15 protein-coding genes are annotated in these 16,600 nt (G+C 63.3%); 8 read left to right on the forward strand and 7 right to left on the reverse strand.

From position 1 onward, the window contains the following. Positions 1–123 precede the first annotated feature (123 nt). From AB7Z56_RS27530 to AB7Z56_RS27550, 5 genes are all read left to right on the forward strand, one after another. On the forward strand, positions 124–627 hold the full coding sequence (locus AB7Z56_RS27530) for a hypothetical protein (RefSeq protein ID WP_063984023.1): 504 nt from the start codon (positions 124–126) through the stop codon (positions 625–627). 131 nt (positions 628–758) lie between these two features. Next, on the forward strand, positions 759–1,811 hold the full coding sequence (gene moaA, locus AB7Z56_RS27535; protein WP_354176932.1) for a GTP 3',8-cyclase MoaA: 1,053 nt from the start codon (positions 759–761) through the stop codon (positions 1,809–1,811). Positions 1,812–2,111: 300 nt separating this feature from the next. Further along, positions 2,112–2,651, forward strand: a complete 540-nt coding sequence (locus AB7Z56_RS27540) for a TRAP transporter small permease subunit (protein WP_014496195.1) — start codon at positions 2,112–2,114, stop codon at positions 2,649–2,651. Beyond that, positions 2,648–4,249 carry a TRAP transporter large permease gene (locus AB7Z56_RS27545; protein ID WP_063984025.1) on the forward strand — a complete coding sequence of 534 codons (1,602 nt, stop codon included), beginning with the start codon at positions 2,648–2,650 and terminating at the stop codon, positions 4,247–4,249. The genes AB7Z56_RS27540 and AB7Z56_RS27545 overlap by 4 nt, the downstream gene beginning before the upstream one ends. Positions 4,250–4,370: 121 nt before the next feature. Continuing rightward, complete coding sequence (locus AB7Z56_RS27550; protein WP_063984026.1) at positions 4,371–5,657, forward strand: M20/M25/M40 family metallo-hydrolase; 1,287 nt, start codon at positions 4,371–4,373, stop codon at positions 5,655–5,657. An 18-nt stretch (positions 5,658–5,675) separates the two neighbouring features. On the opposite strand, the gene AB7Z56_RS27555 is transcribed toward AB7Z56_RS27550, so the two are convergent. From AB7Z56_RS27555 to AB7Z56_RS27570, 4 genes are all read right to left on the reverse strand, one after another. Continuing rightward, positions 5,676–7,010: a sensor histidine kinase gene (locus AB7Z56_RS27555; RefSeq protein ID WP_441256845.1), complete on the reverse strand. Its 1,335-nt coding sequence runs from the start codon at positions 7,008–7,010 to the stop codon at positions 5,676–5,678. Between the two features lie 67 nt (positions 7,011–7,077). Beyond that, complete coding sequence (locus AB7Z56_RS27560) at positions 7,078–7,752, reverse strand: response regulator transcription factor (protein ID WP_028146749.1); 675 nt, start codon at positions 7,750–7,752, stop codon at positions 7,078–7,080. A 161-nt stretch (positions 7,753–7,913) separates the two neighbouring features. Next, on the reverse strand, positions 7,914–8,867 hold the full coding sequence (locus AB7Z56_RS27565; protein ID WP_441256570.1) for an ABC transporter substrate-binding protein: 954 nt from the start codon (positions 8,865–8,867) through the stop codon (positions 7,914–7,916). Between the two features lie 131 nt (positions 8,868–8,998). Next, a complete protein-coding gene (locus AB7Z56_RS27570) occupies positions 8,999–10,762 on the reverse strand; it encodes a cache domain-containing protein (protein WP_441256571.1) in 1,764 nt (587 codons plus the stop codon). 464 nt (positions 10,763–11,226) lie between these two features. On the opposite strand from AB7Z56_RS27570, the gene AB7Z56_RS27575 reads away from it, so the two are divergent. The 3 genes from AB7Z56_RS27575 to AB7Z56_RS27585 all read left to right on the forward strand — a co-directional run bounded on the left by AB7Z56_RS27575 (position 11,227) and on the right by AB7Z56_RS27585 (position 13,270). Continuing rightward, a complete protein-coding gene (locus AB7Z56_RS27575; RefSeq protein ID WP_063984030.1) occupies positions 11,227–12,084 on the forward strand; it encodes a hypothetical protein in 858 nt (285 codons plus the stop codon). Between the two features lie 296 nt (positions 12,085–12,380). Next, on the forward strand, positions 12,381–12,986 hold the full coding sequence (locus AB7Z56_RS27580; RefSeq protein ID WP_259257960.1) for a TrbC/VirB2 family protein: 606 nt from the start codon (positions 12,381–12,383) through the stop codon (positions 12,984–12,986). Next, a complete protein-coding gene (locus tag AB7Z56_RS27585; protein WP_208086091.1) occupies positions 12,983–13,270 on the forward strand; it encodes a hypothetical protein in 288 nt (95 codons plus the stop codon). Before AB7Z56_RS27580 ends, AB7Z56_RS27585 begins: the two co-directional genes overlap by 4 nt. Here AB7Z56_RS27585 and AB7Z56_RS27590 read toward each other — a convergent pair. The 3 genes from AB7Z56_RS27590 to AB7Z56_RS27600 all read right to left on the reverse strand — a co-directional run bounded on the left by AB7Z56_RS27590 (position 13,219) and on the right by AB7Z56_RS27600 (position 16,565). Next, positions 13,219–13,653 carry a YunG family protein gene (locus AB7Z56_RS27590; protein ID WP_259257961.1) on the reverse strand — a complete coding sequence of 145 codons (435 nt, stop codon included), beginning with the start codon at positions 13,651–13,653 and terminating at the stop codon, positions 13,219–13,221. The genes AB7Z56_RS27585 and AB7Z56_RS27590 overlap by 52 nt on opposite strands. A gap of 484 nt (positions 13,654–14,137) precedes the next feature. Further along, complete coding sequence (locus AB7Z56_RS27595) at positions 14,138–15,229, reverse strand: TRAP transporter substrate-binding protein (RefSeq protein ID WP_014496209.1); 1,092 nt, start codon at positions 15,227–15,229, stop codon at positions 14,138–14,140. A gap of 193 nt (positions 15,230–15,422) precedes the next feature. Next, entirely contained in the window at positions 15,423–16,565 is a 1,143-nt protein-coding gene (locus tag AB7Z56_RS27600) for an Mrp/NBP35 family ATP-binding protein (protein WP_085404880.1), read from the reverse strand. Positions 16,566–16,600 lie beyond the last annotated feature (35 nt).

The following is a 16,600-nucleotide window of genomic DNA, read 5'->3' on the forward strand; positions in this document are numbered from 1 at the left end:
TTCTACGGAACCCTGCGTTAACCATCTATTAACTATGCGCAGCGCGCCGGTTGCTTGCTTGGAACGACGCTCGTAGGTTCGCCCGGGGATGTGGCGGTTCGTCGCAGTTAGAAGTGGGTGGTCATGCGTCGTGTCATCGCGATTGCGCTAGCGGGAGCGAGCCTTGGTGGCTGCTCCTCGATGTCTTGGGACATGTTCAAATCGGCGCCGCCGACCGTCCAGGTCCGGCTGGAATCCAATCCTCCAGGAGCTGACGCCACGACCTCGCTGGGTGCGGGTTGCAAGACCCCCTGCTCCGTCTCGGTTCCCGCCCCCGACGCGCCGTTCGCCGTCGCTTTCGCGCTGCCGAAATATCAGCCGGCCAGCGTGCCGGTGAACGTGATCAAGAATCCCGGGGATTTCACCACGCCCGCCTCGGTCACCACCGACCCGAATCCGGTGTTCGCGGAACTCCAGCCGGCAGTGCCGCCCAAGCCTGTGAAGAAGCCGCACCGGCCGAAGAAGCCGAAGCCGGCCGCAGCCGCCGCGGCACCTGCGGATGCCGCACCCGCTGCGGCCCCTGCGGATGCTGCACCTGCTGCGGTGGCGGCCTCGCCGTTTCCCGATCCGAACGCAGGAAAGCGCTGATCCAGGCGCTGATTACGTATACCACCCGATTGTCCTAACCGCGTCCGATGCTTAGATTGCTTCCAGAGCACCACTGAAGCAAAGGTGCGCCCGTCGCCGTAAGTGACAAGGCATTTGGCAAGGCATCTGGTATGAACGGACCTTCCGCGAGCCCTCTCGCAGCAGCGAGCCCCCGCGACGCGCTGTCGAGCGCGATGACCGATCCGTTCGGGCGGACCATCTCGTATTTGCGCGTATCCGTCACCGACCGCTGCGATCTGCGCTGCTTCTATTGCATGTCGGAAGACATGACGTTCCTGCCCAAGGCGGACCTGCTGACGCTGGAAGAGCTCGACCGGCTCTGCACGGCCTTCATCGCCAAGGGCGTGAAGAAGCTGCGGCTCACCGGTGGCGAGCCGCTGGTCCGCCGCAACGTGATGACGCTGGTGCGCTCGCTGTCCCGCCACCTTTCGAGCGGCGCCCTGAGCGAGCTGACCCTGACCACCAACGGCACCCAGCTTGCGAAACACGCCCGGGAGCTCGCCGATTGCGGCGTCCGCCGCATCAACGTCTCGCTCGACACGCTCGATCCCAAGAAATTTCGCGAGATCACCCGCTGGGGCGAGATCGACAAGGTGCTGGAGGGCATCGAAGCCGCGCGCGCCGCTGGGCTTGGCGTGAAGATCAACGCGGTGGCGCTGAAGAACCTCAACGAGGACGAGCTTCCCGACCTGATGCGCTGGGCGCACGGCAAGGGCATGGGCCTGACGCTGATCGAAGTCATGCCGATGGGCGAGATCGGCTCGGGCCGTATCGACCAGTACCTGCCGCTGTCGCTGGTGCGCGCGCGGCTCGCCCAGCAATTCACGTTGACCGATCTGGCCGAGAGCACCGGCGGGCCGGCGCGCTATGTCAGCATTGCCGAGACCGGCGGCAAGCTCGGCTTCATCACGCCGATGACCCATAATTTCTGCGAATCCTGCAACCGGGTGCGCATCACCTGCACGGGCACGCTGCACACCTGCCTCGGCCACGAGGATGCTTCAGATTTGCGCAAACCCCTGCGTGCATCTGACGACGACATGCTGCTTGCGGATGCGATCGACCTCGCCATCGGGCTGAAGCCCAAGGGCCACGATTTCATCATCGACCGCCGCCACGACCGCCCCAGCGTCTCCAGGCACATGAGCGTCACGGGCGGCTGAGGGATTCGCGCCCTCCCCGCCATAAGCTTTTGACTCGGCGTCAATTTGCCCATTTTCCGATTGACGGCGCACAAGCCCGCTGGTTTGGTGCAGCCGCCTTTGCTTGCCCGGCAGCAATAAGCCGGCCGCGCCCCTTTGGCGGTCGCGGTCAAGACGGCAAGGCACGAGGGGAGGACTGACGCCGCAATCGCTCCGGAATATTGTCCGTGCGGTCGCGTGCTTTTCGCACGCCGGCCAGGCGATGCGTGCTGAAGCCTCCCGTAAAGTGTTAGGCCGCGACGGCGACGGAGAGAAAGTAAGATGCGTCCATTGCTGGCGGTGAGCAACGCCATCGACGCCCTCAATGAAAAGATTGGGTACGTCTGTAATATCCTGGTGCTGCTGGCGTGCCTGGTCAGCGCGGCCAATGCCATGATCCGCTATGCCTTCAGCAACTCCTCGAACGGCTGGCTGGAGCTGCAATGGTACATGTTCGCCATCCTGGTGATGTTCGGCGCGTCCTACACCTTCAAGCGCAACGAGCATGTCCGCGTCGAGATCTTCTACCTCACGCTCTCGGAACGCGGCCAGCTCTGGCTCGACATGATCGGCACGCTCTGCTTCCTGATCCCCTCCTGCCTCCTGCTCGCCTATCTGTCCTGGCCGTTCTTCATGCAGGCCTATAACGTCGGCGAGATGTCGGGCAATGCCGGCGGCCTGATCCGCTGGCCCATCAAGTTCGTGATCCCCGCCGGCTTCGTGTTGCTGGCGCTCCAGGGTGTTTCCGAAGTCATCAAGCGAATCGCGGCTCTCCAGGGCTATGTGACGATCGACGCCAAGTACGAGAGGCCGACCCAATGATTACGCTGGAAATGATGCCGCCGCTGATGTTCGGCGGCCTGGTTCTGGCGATGCTGATCGGCTTCCCCGTCGCGTTCACGCTCGCGGCGGTCGGCCTCTCCTTCGGCTTCCTCGCCATCCATCTCGGATTCTTCGACCTCAACTTCCTCCAGGCGATTCCCGGCCGCGTGTTCGGCAGCGTGCTTTCCAACGAGCTGCTGCTCGCGATCCCGTTCTTCACCTTCATGGGCGCCATATTAGAGAGATGTGGACTAGCCGAAGATATGCTGGACTCGATGGGCCAGCTGTTCGGCCCGGTCCGCGGCGGCCTCGGCTATTCCGTCATCATCGTCGGTTTCATCCTCGGCGCCATCACCGGCACGGTGGCGGCCCAGGTCATCGCCATGGCGCTGATCTCGATGCCCGTGATGATCCGCTACGGCTACAACATGCGCTACATCACCGGCGTGCTCGCGGCCTCCGGCACCATCACGCAGCTGGTGCCGCCCTCGCTGGTGCTGATCGTGCTCGCCGACCAGCTCGGCAAGTCGGTCGGCGACATGTATCTCGGCGCCTGGGGTCCGTCGGTGTTCCAGATCATGCTGTTCGCCGGCTACACCTTCATCCTCGGCCTGATCAAGCCGAGCCACGTGCCGCCGGTGCCGAAGGAAGCGCGCACGCTCACCGGCTGGGCGCTGTGGAAGAAGTGCCTGATGGGCATCATCCCCTCGGCCGTGCTGATCTTCGTCGTGCTCGGCACCATGATGATGGGTCTTGCGACCCCGACGGAAGCCGGCGCGATGGGCGCGGTCGGCGCCATCGTGCTCGCCGCGATCCATCACAAGGACTTCACCTCGAAGGATCGCATGATCCTGATCGGCGGCGTGATCGCCGCCGGCGTCGGCACCATCGTCGCGATGCTGTTCACCGAGAACCTGGTCTTCAGGCTCTCGTTCGCCGTCACCTATCTCGCCGTGGCGTGGATCTGCATCCAGGCCGCACGCATCCCCGAGCTGCGCGACCTGATCAAGCAGGGCTACGAGTCCACCATGCGCCTCACCTGCATGGTCACCTTCATCCTGATCGGCTCGACCTGCTTCTCGGTGGTGTTCCTTGGCGTCTCCGGCGGCGTCTGGCTCGAGCATCTGCTGACCTCGCTGCCCGGCGGCGTGTGGGGTTTCCTGATCTTCATCAACCTCTTCATCTTCTTCCTGGCGTTCTTCCTCGACTTCTTCGAGATCGCCTTCATCATCCTGCCGATGATCGCGCCGATCGCGCAGAAGGTCCTCGCCCCGGTGGTGGGACCGGACGCGGCGCTGATCTGGTTCGGCGTGATGCTGTGCGTGAACATGCAGACCTCGTTCCTGCATCCCCCGTTCGGCTTCGCGCTGTTCTATCTGCGCGGCGTGGCGCCGAAGGAAGTGAAGAGCTCCGACATCTATTGGGGCGCGATCCCCTGGATCGGCCTGCAGCTGATCATGGTGCTGCTCGTGATCATCTTCCCGATCACGGTGACGGGCCTGCTCGACAAGCCGCTCAACGTCGACCTCGACAAGGTCAAGATCGAAGTGCCGCAGATCGACCTGCCGCCGCTGGATCTCGGACCGCCGCAGAAGTAGCGGCCATAACCATCGCCGTCATGTTCCGCCTCGGCGGTTCATGACGCGCGCGCCCGCGCGCGTGACAAGCAACGCAAACACGGGCATACCGGGCCATCCTCCAACTGATGGACCGCCGCGCATGTCCCGATCGCTCCCTGCTCCGTCGCTCGCTCCCTTGATCGCATCGCTCTGGGTGGCATGTGCCGCAACGTTTGCGCATGCGGAACCGATGACCGATGTCCATGCGCTGGCGCAAAAGGAGCAGCAGCCGCTGCTCGACACGCTGCGCGATCTCGTCAGTATCGAATCCGGCAGCAAGGACATCGACGGCCTGAACCAGATCGCCGAGCGCGTTGCCGGCCAGCTCAAGCAGCTCGGCGGCACGGTGGAGATTTTGCACCCCACCGACGTCTATCGCCTCGACGACACGCCCGAGACAATCGGCCCGGCCGTGCACGCCGTGTTCAAGGGCACCGGCAGCAAGAAGATCATGCTGATCGCCCACATGGACACGGTGTACCTGAAGGGCATGCTGAAGGACCAACCGTTCCGCGTCGACGGCGACAAGGCCTACGGCCTCGGCATTGCCGACGACAAGCAGGGCGTCGCGCTCATTCTCCATACCGTGGCGATGCTCCAGAAACTCAATTTTAGGGATTACGGCACGCTCACGGTGCTCACCAATGGCGACGAGGAGATCTCCTCGCCCGGCTGGCGCAGCACCATCACCAAATTCGCCGCGGATCAGGACGTGGTGTTCTCGTTCGAGGGCGGCGGCACCGACGGCACGCTGCGCCTTGCCACCAGCGGCATCGGCTCGGCCTATCTCACGGTGCACGGCAAGTCCTCGCACGCGGGCGCGCGGCCCGAGGGCGGCGTCAACGCGCTGTACGAGCTCTCGCACCAGGTGCTGCAGATGAAGGACCTGTCCAAGCCCGAGCAGGGCCTGAAGCTGAACTGGACGGTCTCGAAGGCCGGCACCAACCGCAACGTCATCCCGGCCGACGCCTCGGCCCAGGCCGACGCACGTGCGCTCAAGGTCGCCGATTTCGACGAGTTGCAGAAGGCGTTGCAGGAGAAGATCAAGAACCGCCTGCTGCCCGACTCCAGGGTCGAGCTGAAATTCGAGGTACGTCGTCCGCCGCTGGAGGCCAACGATGCCTCACGCCGCGTCGCGGCCTACGGCAAGACGATCTATGGGGAGATCGGACTGTCCCTCAAGGTCGACGAGAAGGCCACCGGCGGCGGCACCGACGCCGCGTTTGCCGCGCTCAAGACCAGCGGCGCCGTGGTGGAAGGCATGGGCCTGTCAGGCTTCGGCGCGCACTCCAACGATGCCGAATATGTGCAGATCAACAGCATCGTGCCGCGGCTCTATCTGGCCACGCGCATGGTCATGGACCTGTCCACGGGCAAGCTGAAATAGCGCGCCGCGTCTCGCCGCTTATCGCGGCGAGCCACCCTCTCCCACAAGGGGAGAGGGTGAAGAAGCCGTCTTCTCCGCCAGCCGAAACCGCAGCGTGAACTCCGCGCCGCCGCCCGGAAGATTCTCCACCGCCACCGTCGCGGCATGATCGTCCGCGACCCCGCGCACGATCGAGAGCCCGAGGCCCGCGCCGTCGCTGCGCTGGCGGTCGGCGCGCCAGAAGCGCTGGAAGATCAGCTCGCGCTCGTTCTCCGCGATGCCGGGGCCGCAATCGCGCACGCGCACCGAACCGTCCTCGCGCACCTCGACGTCGACGGCGGTATCCTTCGCCGTGAACTTGATGGCGTTTTCGGCGAGGTTGAAGATCGCGCGCTGGAGCATCTCCGCATTGCCATGGATCAGCACCGGCGCGTCGGCGCCCTTCAGCGCGATGTCCTTGTGCTGCGCGATCGCGAACGGCGCGATGGAGCCGACCACCTCGGCACAGACGGCGCGCAGGTCCGCGGTCTCGCCGGGATCGAGCACCAGGGTGTCGAGCTCGGCGATCTCCAGCAGCTGGGCGACGATGCGGCTCATGCCTTCGATGTCATCGTGCAGCGCCTTCCTTGCGGCGCCATCGCCCAGCGTCTCGATCCGCGTGCGCAGGATCGTGAGCGGCGTGCGCAACTGATGCGCGGCATCCGCCGTGAACTGCCGCTGCACGCGAAAGCCGTCCTCGAGCCGGTCGAGCGCCTGGTTCACGGCGGTGACGAGCGGCATGATCTCGCGCGGGATCTGTTCCGTCGGCAGGCGGATGTCGGTGCGCGCCGGCCCGATATTGCTGGCCTCCTCCGAGGCCTTCCACAATGGCGCGATGGCGCGGCGGAAGATGATGATGTCGGCGGCGAGCAGGATCAGCAGGATCGGAATGGTGATCCACCCGACCCGGCGGAAGAAGTTCGAGATGATGTCGTCGATGATGACGTCGCGATGCGCCAGATCCTCGGCCACGCGGATGCGCACGATCTTGCCGTCGATGATGCGGGTGACGCCGGCGCCGGAAATCGTCTCGGAAAGTGTCGGCGGCGCCGACGCTGCCGCTCCCGTCTTGCGGCGGGACGAAAACAGCAAACGGCCGTCGGCATCGCGGATGTCGTAGAGATAGCGGCCGTAGGCTTCCGAATAGAGGCCCCGCAGGCTGTCCGGCAGGTTGAACGTCAGCAGGCCGTCCGGCGCCGCGACAATGCGCTCGGCCAGCACCTCGGCCTGCGCCCGCATGGCTTCGCGGTGCAGCTGGTCGACTTCGGAATTGAGCAGCCAGAACAGCACCAGCGGCAGGAAGATCGCGACGACCGCGACCGCCACGATGTGCATGAACACGATGCGCCAGATCAACGATTTGAATGTCGGCGATCTGCCATAGGCCCCGGCGGCCGCCACGCTATTTCTCCTCGGACATGAGATAGCCGACGCCGCGGATGGTGTGGATCACGACCTTGGCGCCGTGCTCGGTGAGCTGCTTGCGCAGTCGCGAGACGTAGACCTCGACCGCGTTGGAGGCGACCTCGCCTTCGAGCCCGAAGATATGGTCCTCGACGTTCTTCTTCGGCACCACCCGCCCCTGCCGGCGCAGCAAAATCTCCAGCACCGAGGTCTCGCGCGCGGAGATGATCCGCGGCTGGTCGTCGACGAAGATCTGGCGGCTTTCGGTGTCGTAGACGAGATTGGCGAGGCGCAGCGAACGGCCGAGCAGCTGGCCGGGCCGGCGCAGGATCGCCTCCAGCCGCGCCACCAGCTCCTCCATGGCGAACGGCTTTGCCAGATAGTCGTCGGCGCCGCTGCGCAGGCCGCTGACGCGGTCCTGCAAGCCGCCGCGCGCGGTCAGCACCAGCACCGGCAGCGGCTCCATCTGCCGCCGCAGCTCGCGCAGCACCGACAGGCCGTCGCCGTCGGGAAGGCCGAGGTCGAGGATCATCGCAGCGTAGCTGACGCTGCTGACCGCCTCGCGCGCCTCGGCCGCGGTGCTCACGATGTCGCTCTGGTAGCCGGCGGCCGACAGCCCGGCGGCAACGAGCCGCGACAGCTCGACATTGTCCTCGACGATCAGAAGGCGCATCGCAGTCCCGCCGGATGTTCCGGTGCAATCACGGCTAGCGCCGCATCTTCGCTCTCTTCCACCATTCCGGCCGCCTCGGCCAGCGAAAAAGCACGTGGCAGGCCGGCCCGCGCCCCCTGTCAGGTTCGTGTAAGCCGATCTGGGCGCGTTCCCATAATGGTTTACTCGATCACCTCATCCGCGCCGGCAATGACTGCTGCGGAGAACGGATGGCCGAGCAGTTTCGCTGCCTTCAAATTGACAACGAGCTCCACCTTCGTGACGAGCTGAACCGGAAGATCAGAAGGCTTCTCGCCCGACAGAATGCGTCCGGCATAGATACCCGCGCGACGGTGCGACTGCGTGAAATCTCCCCCATAGCTCATCAAGCCTCCAGCCACGGGAAAGTCTCGGGTCTGCGTGATTGCGGGTAATTGATATTTCATCGCGAGAGCCGCCAGCCGGGCGCTGCGAAATGCGAAATAGGGGTCGGAGGTAAACACAACTCCGCCTAGCCCGTCCCTGGCAACGGCCGCGAACACGGATTCAAATTCATCCTCCTTGCTTGCGCTATAGATCTGCAGTTGAACCCGCAGGGTTTCTGCGGCCGCCTGAAGCTTCTGCAATTGTGATGGTGCGGTCGGACTTGTCGGGTTGGCGACCACCGCCAATCTGGTCGCCGTGGGCAACAGGTCGCGCATCAGCTCAAGCCGCTTTGGCGACACATCGACGCTCAGGCTCGATACCCCCGTGATATTTCCGCCCGGCCGCGACAGGCTGTCCACCACGCGTAGCTGAACGGGGTCGCCGCCCATCTCGAACACGATGGTCTTGGTCGTACCCGTACCCTTCGCGGCAAGTGCCACGGGAGCCCCGCCAGGAGCCACGATCAGGTCTACATTTCTGGCGACCAATTCGGCAGCCAGGGCTGGCAATCGAGAATATTGTCCGGCGGCCCACTGAAAGTCGATCGCCACATTGCGCCCCTCGACGAAGCCGGCTTCCTCCAGTCCCTGTCGGAAAGCCTCAAGTCGACTGCCAAAGAGCTCGGGTGACTCCGGGCAAAGATATCCGATGACCGGCATGGAGGGCTTCTGCCCATACGAGACGGTCGTCCACGTCGCGGCGCCTGCCATCCAAAGAAGAAAATCACGCCGTCTGGCGCGTCTGCGTAGCGTTGCTGCTTCAGAGTTGGCGCACCTCATGCCCACGGACCCGCTGCCGTCAGCCGTTTGCCGGAGCATAGCCCCGGATACGCGGACAGTCTCTAGCGGATTGTGCCGGGCATCCCGCGGCCACTCGGCTCGAGAGCCTCGAAGGATATTCCGAAGACTGGAATGGCTTCGTCAAATCCTTTGATCTCGCGGCCCCCGAGATCCTCAACGGGCCGCCTGCCCTTGACGTCGGCGGCGACTTTGGCGTCGATCAGGATTTCCTTGTCTGCGGCAGATCCGCACAGCCGGGCCGCAAGATTCACGACGCTCCCAATGGCGGTGTAGTCGAGCCGGTCCTCGTATCCGATCCGGCCGACAGTCGCCGGCCCGCTGGCAAGGCCGATTCCGAAACCAATGTGGTAGCCACGCGATCGCCAGCCGGCGATGAGGGCTTGCACGTTCGTCTGCATGTCGATGGCGAGATCGATGGCTCTCAGTGCAGGCTCTTCGACCGGGACAGGTGCGTTCACCAGCACCATCAGTCCGTCTCCGGAGAAATTGATCAGCGTCGCTTCGAATTTCGTGATGACCCTGCCAAGGCTTTCATAATATTCCGACAGTACGCTCATGACGTCCTCGGGCGCGGCGCCTGCTGAAAACGCGGTGAACCCCCTCAAATCGCAGAAGACAACGACGACTTCCGTACGGCGGCCGTCCAGCACGCTGTCATCGCCGGCTCGATCGACGAGATCGGCGACCTGGGGGGCAAGGAACCGCTTCAGCTTGGCGATGCGCTCCTGGTGCTGCTGCGCCAGCGCCAGCTCGGACGCCATTCTGTTGAAACTGTTTGCAAGACGCTGGAACTCGTCCCCGGTGTGGATCGAGATGCGGTGGTCAAAGGACCCGGCACCAATCCTCTCCGTGCCCTCCTCGAGCAGCTTGATCGGCTCCGTCATCCGGTGCGCCAATGCATAGGCAAGAATGCCTGCGAGCATGGTGCTTATTGCGAGAAGCATTGCCGTCCGCCACAGGGCGGAATAAATCGGCGCGTAAGCTTCGGATAGCGGCTGCACGACCACGACTGTCCAGTCGGGGCCCTGTACGGGAGCAGCGCTGGCGGCAACATAGTGTCCTTGCGCATCCCGGCTCGTGGCGAAGCCCGCTTTCGACCCTATCGCGTCCCGCACAGCCCGAAATGGCTTGGAGGTTGCTTCCTCCGCCCCGCGGAGCACGAGGCTGATGTCGGGATGGGCGATCAGGCGACCCGATCGGTCCAGGACGAAGGCGGAGCCGGTCTTTCCGACCTTGATCGCCGAGATCACGTCCCAAATCAGCTTGAGGTTCACTTCGGCTATGACTGCGCCGACAGCCGGCCGGTTGCCGGCAATCCCGACCGTCAAGTACGGTTCGGAGCCTCGATTGTAGCTGACGTCGCTGAACCAGATCTGAGCTGCGCGGGCACCAACCAAGGCGGGATCGGCTGATCGGTCCGTGCGGCTCTCGATACGATTGAGGCCGATCCGCGAGATGTAGAGACGCTCCAGGCCATTGCCGTCGAGGAGTGTGAGACTGACGATGGCGGGCGCTTGTCGAAGCAGGCGCAACGCGTCGGTCCGCCGGCGTTCGTCGAACTCGTCACTCCATGGAAGCTGAACCAGCCAGCCAAGCTGACTCGTGATGCCGTGGATGAAATCGTGAATTTCGGCGGCCGCGGATGCGGACTGGAGGCTAAGCCACTGGTCGAGCCTCGCGCGCTGATCGCGATAGCCGAACCACGCCTCAATGACGCCGTTGAATGCAAGTGGGATCGCGACAGCCACGAAAAGCGCGAACAGATATTTATGAAAAAGGCCGCGAAACCGATCCTGAGGAATCATGATCCGGTCTCCTGATAATCACATAAATACAATGACCCAGAATAACATGTCGCTCCGCCGTCGGGTGGGGTTCATTCGAACCCGAGCGTACCGGTGCACCCTTCGCGCTTTCTAGGGCGGACCAGCCACGCGGTCTGGCGACAAATTGGCGCCATGGCTGAATTGTCGGCCGATGTCAGCCTCCGGCTGACTGGCCTTCGCGCCGCACGCCGGCTTTTGACCGCCCTGAACGGGCGTTGCTGCCGGGCAGACGTAGCATGCGCCGCAGCCACGTTGATCTAGGTCAAGCATCACCCCTGCCTTTGGCCTCACGTCATGTTCAGCCCATTTCAGGCGGCGACGTCGCCTTTCAGTTCGCTGGCGCCCGGCAATTTCCAGCTCGGCGTCGCATTCTTCCAGTGGCCTCCTCTCCCTCCTGATCCTGCAGCAGGCTTATTGGGGGTTCGTCGACGAGGACCTTGCTCATGATAACAATTCCAGAACTGACGTCCCAGGCGCTCGGTGCGTTCCTCATCTCGGAGACAAAAGGCCGCTTCGGCTCATCGCATGCCAGCTTGCCGGAATTGCTCCCTTACGCGGCGAAGCTGGCCCTGGAATGTATCGGCAACAGCGATGCATTGTATCACAACGTGGAGCACACCCTGTTGGTCACGCTGGTGGGGCACGACATCCTGATCGGCCGCTCACTTCTGAGGCAAACCACGGCCAGCGATTACGCTCACTTTATCCTGGCCTGTCTGATCCACGACATCGGCTACGTTCGGGGCGTCATCTACGGAGACCAGGAGGGCGCCTATGTCGTTGATGGTACCGGCCGAACGGTTGAGTTGCCGGTCGGCTCCTCCGATGCAGCGCTTGCGCCCTATCACGTCGATCGCTCAAAATTGTTCGCGGTGGAGCGCCTCGACGCAGTCGACCAGATCGACGCCGCGCGCGTTGCCCAAGCCATCGAATATACCCGCTTTCCCTATACAGACGCACCAACGAGCGAACTCAAGGATGATCTGGACGAGGAAGAAGGTTTGTTGCTGCGCGCCGCTGATCTGATCGGCCAGCTCGGCGATCCGAACTACATGAAGAAATCAAATGCGCTCTTCTATGAATTCGAAGAGATAGGGCTCAACAAATCGCTCGGATACGCCACACCCGCGGACGTGGTGCACAAATATCCGCAGTTCTACTGGACCAAGGTCGCACCGCAAGTCCCGACGGCGATCCGTTATCTGAACGTAACGTCGAGCGGAAGGCAATGGATCAGCAACCTGTATGGCAATGTCTTCCGCGCCGAGCGAGAGGTTAGACTGTCTGGTCCGCAGCTGTAGATCGGCGTTCACCGCCTTGGCCTTCCGCCGAAAACATCTGGCGGGCCCGCGTCGGCCATGGCCTCGCGATTACAGTACGCATCGTCAAAACCTCATGTTCAGGGAGGGCGACAGCATGGCAAGAGCTCGCAGGATGACGCGGCGCCCTACCATCCTGCGCCCGCTTCATTCAAAATTGAGCATTCCGCGCATTATCGGTTGTTTAAATTCCATTTACAACCTAGTCACGCTTGAGCGGTTCATCATCGACGGGCGCGCCGCGCGGAAGTCCGCTGCGGCACCGGGGATCCAGTCACATGAAGCGAAAGCTTGTTTGGAGCAGCGCGCTGAGCCGGATCGTTTTTGCTCTCGCCGCAACGATTTTCATCGCATCGGAGAGCCATGCGCAGTCCGGACAATCGAAGAGTACCGGTGCGATTTTGCCGGATGTCGCGATGCTGATTCATGGACCGTTCGGTGAGGACTCGTACAAGCTGACCAGTACAGCGGATGATTCCGTCACACTCGAAGAGTTTGGCGACCGGCGCATGCGTCTTGAGATACGTCAGATTCCAGACAAGAAATGCGTCTTTCTTTCCACAAGTCAGGAGAAGGATGGGTTCAACGTCGTGCAATTGGATTTTACGAAGTTCGACGGGACTTATCAGCTGTGGGAAGCTTGCCGCGGGCCGGCCGATGCTCCGCCTGACAACAGGTGCACCTATTCTCTTCATTTCAGTTCGCAGAAGCGGGCATTCTGTAATTCGCGGCGTCCACAGTTGGACTCCGACGTGAGCAAGATGCCGTTTCCCGATGAAGCCTGCCAGCCTTACGCGCTCGGTGCGCGAGCAAAGAAATTCTACACCAAATACATCGATGCCTTCGAGCGCATCAAGGAGCAGTGCGGGGGTAACAGCCGATGACCGACGGCGAACAGAAGCTCCTGATCGCGCTTGTTCTGATGGTCAACCAGCATCTGGACGAGTACGGCGACGAAGTGGACTCCATTTCGGTGTCTGCTGGCGAACATGCGATTGAAGCGTTGGCGGATTATGGCCTGATGGAGGTCGTCAACACGCGGTTCGGCCGATGGACGGATGCGGGTAAGCAGTTTCGCCGAGACGTCGCGGGAATACGCGATCCGCAGCCGATCGATTATCCGGGGCAGATACGATTGGTCGGGAAGTCGGACCCGGAGGCCGACTGATGGACGCCGGGCAAGCCCGCCGTCCCACCAGCCGGGATAGTACTAGTACAGTGCCGCAGAAAAGCGGCCCTGAGCTCAGCCAGTTGCTCACTCGTTGCTCCCAGCTCTGCGTCGGCTCGATCTGTGAGCAAGTCGACGTAGGCAATCGGCTGATCGAACTGGCTCGCCGTGAAGTCGTACCGCCGTCCTTCGATCCGATTGTAGAAATGATCGCCCGCCGGCAGAGGCGTCTTCAGCAGCTCGCCGCCGAAGAGTTCGTGAACGAGCAGCGCCGTGACGTTGCACTGTCCTGCCGCTGGATTGCTCGCCGTCCATTGGCTGGAAGTCGACAGCGACCATGCTTTGCGCAGCGCGCGTTGAACCTCATCGGGATCGAAGCTCATCGTCACCTCACGGGATCGGCACCGAAGCGCCAATTTCGGATTATGCGATGTTGGCTTTTTGCCACTGTTTTGCCCGACGTGTCAAACGGCTTCGCTGCTGGGTTGAGCCCCAACTCCATCCCCCCGTCATTGCGAGCGTAGCGACTTGTCCGCCGAAGCCTCGGCGAAGGCGGAAGCAATCCAGGGCTCCTCCCAATGACGGTGCGGGAACGGACGCGCGGCAAATGACGATGTCATTCCAGATGCAGCGATCAGGCAAAATCGCCGCGTTGACCCCGGCTGCGCCGACGATTGCTCCTTCCTGCTGATTTGCCCCGACGCGTCAAGCTGTTGGCAGCATCCAGAGGGCAACCTGTCCTCACCCCGCTTCTACTGTGCATGGGGTTGTTTTTCATATTTTTGTTTGGGCGGCCGCTGCCGGCAAAGAAAAAGCCCGGCCTCGCGAACGAGGCCGGGCTCTGTCGTCTTGCGACGTTTCGAAAGATCAGCCGCGGGTGCGCGAGCGGATCATGAAGCTGTCGTAGGTGTATTCGGCGACCTGCCACCACAGATATTCGTCGGAGCGGTAGGCCTGCATGGCGTCGATCGACTTCTTGAAGTCGGGGTTCTTGGCCGAGATCTCGCCCCACAGCTCGTTGGTCGACTTGAGGCAGGCCTCGAGCACTTCGTTGGTGAAGGGACGAAGCTGGGTGCCGCCGGCGACCAGACGCTTCAGCGCCGCCGGGTTCTGCATGTCGTAGCGCGCGGCCATCCAGCTGTTGGCGTTGGCCATCGCGTTGGTGAGGATCGCCTGGTAGTTCTTCGGCAGCGAATTCCACTTGTCCAAATTGGTGAAGGCGTGGACGGTCGGACCGCCTTCCCAGAAGCCGGGATAGTAGTAGTACTTGGCGACCTTGGCGAAGCCGAGCTTCTCGTCATCGTAGGGGCCGACCCACTCGGCGGCGTCGATGGTGCCCTTCTCCAGTGCCGGATAGATGTCGCCGCCGGCGAGCTGCTGCGGCACGACGCCGACCTTCTGGAGCACCTGGCCGGCGATGCCGCCGATGCGCATCTTGAGGCCGGAGAGGTCCGCAACGGTCTTGATCTCCTTGCGGAACCAGCCGCCCATCTGGGTGCCGGTGTTGCCGCAGGGCTGACCAATCACGTTCGACTTCTTGAAGAATTCGTTGCCGAGTTGCTCGCCGCCGCCCTGGTACCACCAGGAGTTCTGCTGGCGCGCGTTGAGGCCGAACGGCACCGAGGCGTAGATCGCCCAGGTTGGGTCCTTGCCGACATAGTAGTAGGAGACGGTGTGGCACATCTCGACCGTGCCGTTCGAGGTCGCGTCGAGCGCCTGGAGGCCGGGGACGATTTCGCCGGCGGCGAACACCTGGATCTGGAATTTGTTGTCGGTCATCTCGGCGACGTACTTCGCCAGCTGCTCGCCACCGCCATAGATGGTGTCGAGCGACTTCGGGAAGCTCGACGTCAGGCGCCACTTGATCTCGGGCATGGACTGCGCGATCGCCGGCGAGGCCACCGCGGCGGTCGCCGCCGCGCCTGCTGCCGACACTTTCAGGAAATCACGACGCTTCATCTTCAGGTCTCTCCTTGTTGGGGCGTTTCCCCTAAACTTCCTCGTTGTCGCCGCTCGTTCCGGCGACGCGTTTTTGTCGCGTCGAACCGAAGGGGCTTGACTGCCGTGGCCTTTAACACGGAAGCCCCGCTTTCGGAACGCGACAATGGCATGACGGGGCTCTACGAAAGTCGCATGTCCCCAAAAGACCGGCTCAGGCCGCGGCGATAACGCCTTTGAGCTGGTCCCGGACCTGCCCCGCAATGGCGCGATAGATCGCCGCATGAGGACCGTCCGGCTCGCTGTCGACCACGGGATTACCGGCATCCGAGGTGGCGCGAATCGCCATGTGCAGGGGGATCTCGCCCAGGAACGGTACCCCGAGCTTCTCGGCCTCGTGGCGCGCGCCGCCATGGCCGAAAATATCCGATTTCGTGCCGCAATGCGGGCACTGGAAGTAGCTCATGTTCTCGACGATGCCGAGCACGGGCACGTTGACCTTCCTGAACATCGCAAGCCCCCGCCGTGCATCGATCAGGGACAGGTCCTGCGGGGTCGAGACGATCACGGCGCCCTTGAGCGGTACATTCTGCGCCAGCGTGAGCTGGGCATCGCCGGTGCCCGGCGGCATGTCGACCACGAGCACGTCGAGGCTCCCCCATGCGACGTCGCGCAGCATCTGCGTCACCGCCGACATCACCATGGGACCGCGCCAGATCATCGCGGTCTCTTCCTCCACCAGGAAGCCGATCGACATGATGGCGAGGCCAAAACGCTTGAGCGGAATCATCTTGCGCTCGCCGTCCAGCGCCGGCTTCTCGTGGAGGCCCGTCAACCGCGGCACCGAGGGGCCGTAGATGTCGGCATCGAGTAGCCCGACCCTGAGGCCGAGGTCGCGCAGGCCCAGCGCCAGGTTGAGCGCGGTGGTCGACTTGCCGACGCCGCCCTTGCCCGAGGCAACCGCGATCACGGCAGCGACACCCGGAATCTCGGACTGGCGAGCCATCGGCGATTGGGCGCCGCCCTGCGGCGGTGGCTTGTGGGCGTGGACCGGCTGCACGCCCGGCGTGCCCCGGCTCGGCGTTGGCGGCGGAGGCGGTGCGGCGCCCGGCTTGCGCTCGGCGGTCAGCGCCACCATCACGGTGGTGGCGCCGGGAATGGCGCGCACGGCGGCTTCGGCTTCGGCCCGGACGGATTCCCAGGCCCGCGCCTCGGCGGCATCGACGTTGATCGAGAAGAACACCTTGCCGTCGGCCGCGCTGATCGCGCTCAGCACATTGGCATTGGTGAGCGCGACCCCGCGGGGCGACTTGATCCTGGCGAGGCTGTCGAGAACCTGTTGCTGCGTCACGCTCAAAGCGCATCTCCTGAACAGAGCATGATCCGGAAAAG

Source organism: Bradyrhizobium sp. 482_C4_N1_8, assembly GCF_052075965.1.
In the GTDB taxonomy this organism is placed as follows: Bacteria; Pseudomonadota; Alphaproteobacteria; order Rhizobiales; family Xanthobacteraceae; genus Bradyrhizobium; species Bradyrhizobium barranii.